Source organism: Spirulina sp. 06S082 (genome assembly GCF_034932145.1).
Classification (GTDB): domain Bacteria; phylum Cyanobacteriota; class Cyanobacteriia; order Cyanobacteriales; family Spirulinaceae; genus CCY15215.
Map to the genome: position 1 here is coordinate 1 of NZ_JAYGHV010000363.1, position 2,456 is coordinate 2,456.

Below are 2,456 nucleotides of genomic sequence, written 5' to 3' on the forward strand. Positions count from 1 at the left end.
TTGCCCGAACGCGCTCAAGAAGCCTTGATGACAGGGGAAATTGTGGCTTCTCACGACCTGAAAGATAAGGATATTTCGGGGACGCGATCGCAGAAAAACGAGCAGATTGTTGATAGCGTGAGGGATTCGGGGCGCAAGGTAAGAAAGTGGTTTCCTTGGTAGAGTTGGTGATTCGGAAATTGATTGAGATTTTATCAAATTGGACAACGGACATTAAATGCGCCGATTCAAAAATGGAACTTGTTAAGTTTATCGTTCATAACTAGCTAGATTTTTTTCAAGTCCATAAGCGCTAATTTCGGCTAAACTGTCGATGAGATCGAGACATTGAGACTGTAATGCTTTCTTTTGGCTATAGGTTCTGATTAAAAGTTGGCTGACATTATCACCAGATATTCCTAGATTTTTTTCTGTAGATTTCAGAATATTTTGGACATAATGAGCGCAAACCTCATAAGTAATATCGGGTAGTTCTGCGGTAGTCTTTTGTAAAGCTCGGAAAAGAGATTTGCTATCAATTTCAAAAGCCTTGCTGCGAACAAAAGTTTCAATGAGGTTAGTATAGTTTTCTAATTCTTTGCCTTCAAATAAATGAAAGCATCGTGCGACTTCGATACATACTTCTTCATCTGGATCGTTAACCAGTTGAACGAGAAAATCTTCACACGATTGGCAATAATCAGGCGAACGTAAATTTGCTACACTAATTTTTGCTACGGCTTTGCGATGAATTGATGTGTGATGTAAACATTCATTGGCGAGGTTTCGAGCTGCTTCTTCATGTAGAGCAGCTAGACAAATTTGCCGACTTCCTACTTCTCTTGCAGGTTTAACATCACTCAAAATCATTCTTTCTAAAATTGGCTGTAGTGTTTTAAAATGAGTATATGTAGCATATTTCAAAAAACGCTCTATCCAGCGAGTACCTAGAAGGATATCTTCTGTTTTGCAAAGTTCCTGAAGAAGTTTAACGGCAAGATCGCGATCAAAGTTTAGTAAAGCTACCAAAGGTTGAGCAACACAAGTTCTAACGGCTATAGAGCGATCGCTAACAGCGTTTTGTAGTGTTGGAATAAAATATTCAGTGCGATCGGGATCTGAAGCAATTAGATTCCCAATTGCACCAAACGCACTTCCTCTAACTGAATTAATTCCTGCGGTGAAAGGATCTCCACCATAGTAAACTTGCCCGCTTGAAGCCTCAGTTCTCCAAGATTCGCGTTCTGGATTTGGATCGTTTAAAGCATACCAGATAATAATATCAAATATCTCACTCGGCCAAGGTAAATTAGATTTTTTTGTGAGCAGCCAAGATATCGAACTACCACAAGGTTTATTGGTCAGTTCATGGCAGTATTTCAAAGTATCAACTACAATATCTAAATCTAAATCTAGATTGGTTTCTGCAATTCCCCATAAAATATTGTTGAAATATACAGTGTTTGTATTACTTGAAAATTGATGTAATAGTTTTGCAAACCGCATTGGTTCTTGTTTTGCTTTGTATTGAATGTGGATTGCTAGTTCTCTGGCATTACCGACTAATTGACCATCTCTCTCAAACCATAATCCAGCACCTTCTTGATTGTATTTTACAATCGCCTTTAGCCATTGCTCATTCGTCATTTTTTTGTCAGCTTCTTCAGTAATTGGAGAACCAACAATATCAGCTTTCATTGGTTTTGGTGGTTCAATTTTACCCGATCGATCTAAGAATTCTATCGATATAAATTTGCGTTTCCATTCTTCTAGACGGCCTTCCACTTCAACAGTACGTCGCTCAACTGCGATCGCATCCAATAAAATAAACTGAGCATATCCTCGCAATGTAAGATTGTTCTGAGTTACATATTCCTTTTCTGGATAGTAATCAAAGAGTAAATGAGTTAGTTTAAGAAGGCGATCGCTAGAGCAATAAGGAGTAGTTGCTTGTACAAGCTCTCGAGCAGTCCAGTAAGGTGCTGCATGAATATTACCGCTATTTCCTCCGTAACCTATTTGAAATCGCATCGGATTTTCGCAAAGATAATTAATTGCATCATCAGCAAATTCTTTGCCATTGGCACTATAAGCGCGAATCAATAAAAATTGAATAGTTTCAAATTGAGAATTTTTTATTTCTTTAATAAACTCTCGAAATTGTTCTGGTTCATTTTTTGCGAGAGTGCTAAGAGATATTTCTAATCCTCGCAAAATCAGATTTTCCATACCAAAGTGTTCGCTATAGAATCTAAGAAAAATGAAATGTTCTTGCCATTGAGAGTTGTCAAAATCATTTTGTATGGAGTCTAAAACTCGTAGTAAAATTGGCAAAATGTTTTTTGAAAAACTTAGAGGTGCATTTTTAGCACTATTGATAATTAATTCATCAGCCATACCTTCAGAAGATAAAGTGCCAGATTCTGAATCAAAAGGATTAGGCTGTCCAGCCGAAAAACTGAGATCGATTTGTCAGT

General features: G+C 37.4%; 1 protein-coding gene. It reads right to left on the minus strand.

What is annotated here, in order from left to right; translation table 11 throughout:
• Positions 1 to 249: 249 nt before the first annotated feature.
• Positions 250 to 2,208: a hypothetical protein gene (locus tag VB714_RS21250; RefSeq protein WP_323226689.1), complete on the minus strand. Its 1,959-nt coding sequence runs from the start codon at positions 2,206 to 2,208 to the stop codon at positions 250 to 252.
• Positions 2,209 to 2,456 lie beyond the last annotated feature (248 nt).

Bases quoted from the DNA above. Each gene is read 5' to 3' on its own strand.
- VB714_RS21250 (WP_323226689.1), bottom strand. From the start codon at position 2,208: ATGGAAAATCTGATTTTGCGAGGATTAGAAATATCTCTTAGCACTCTC.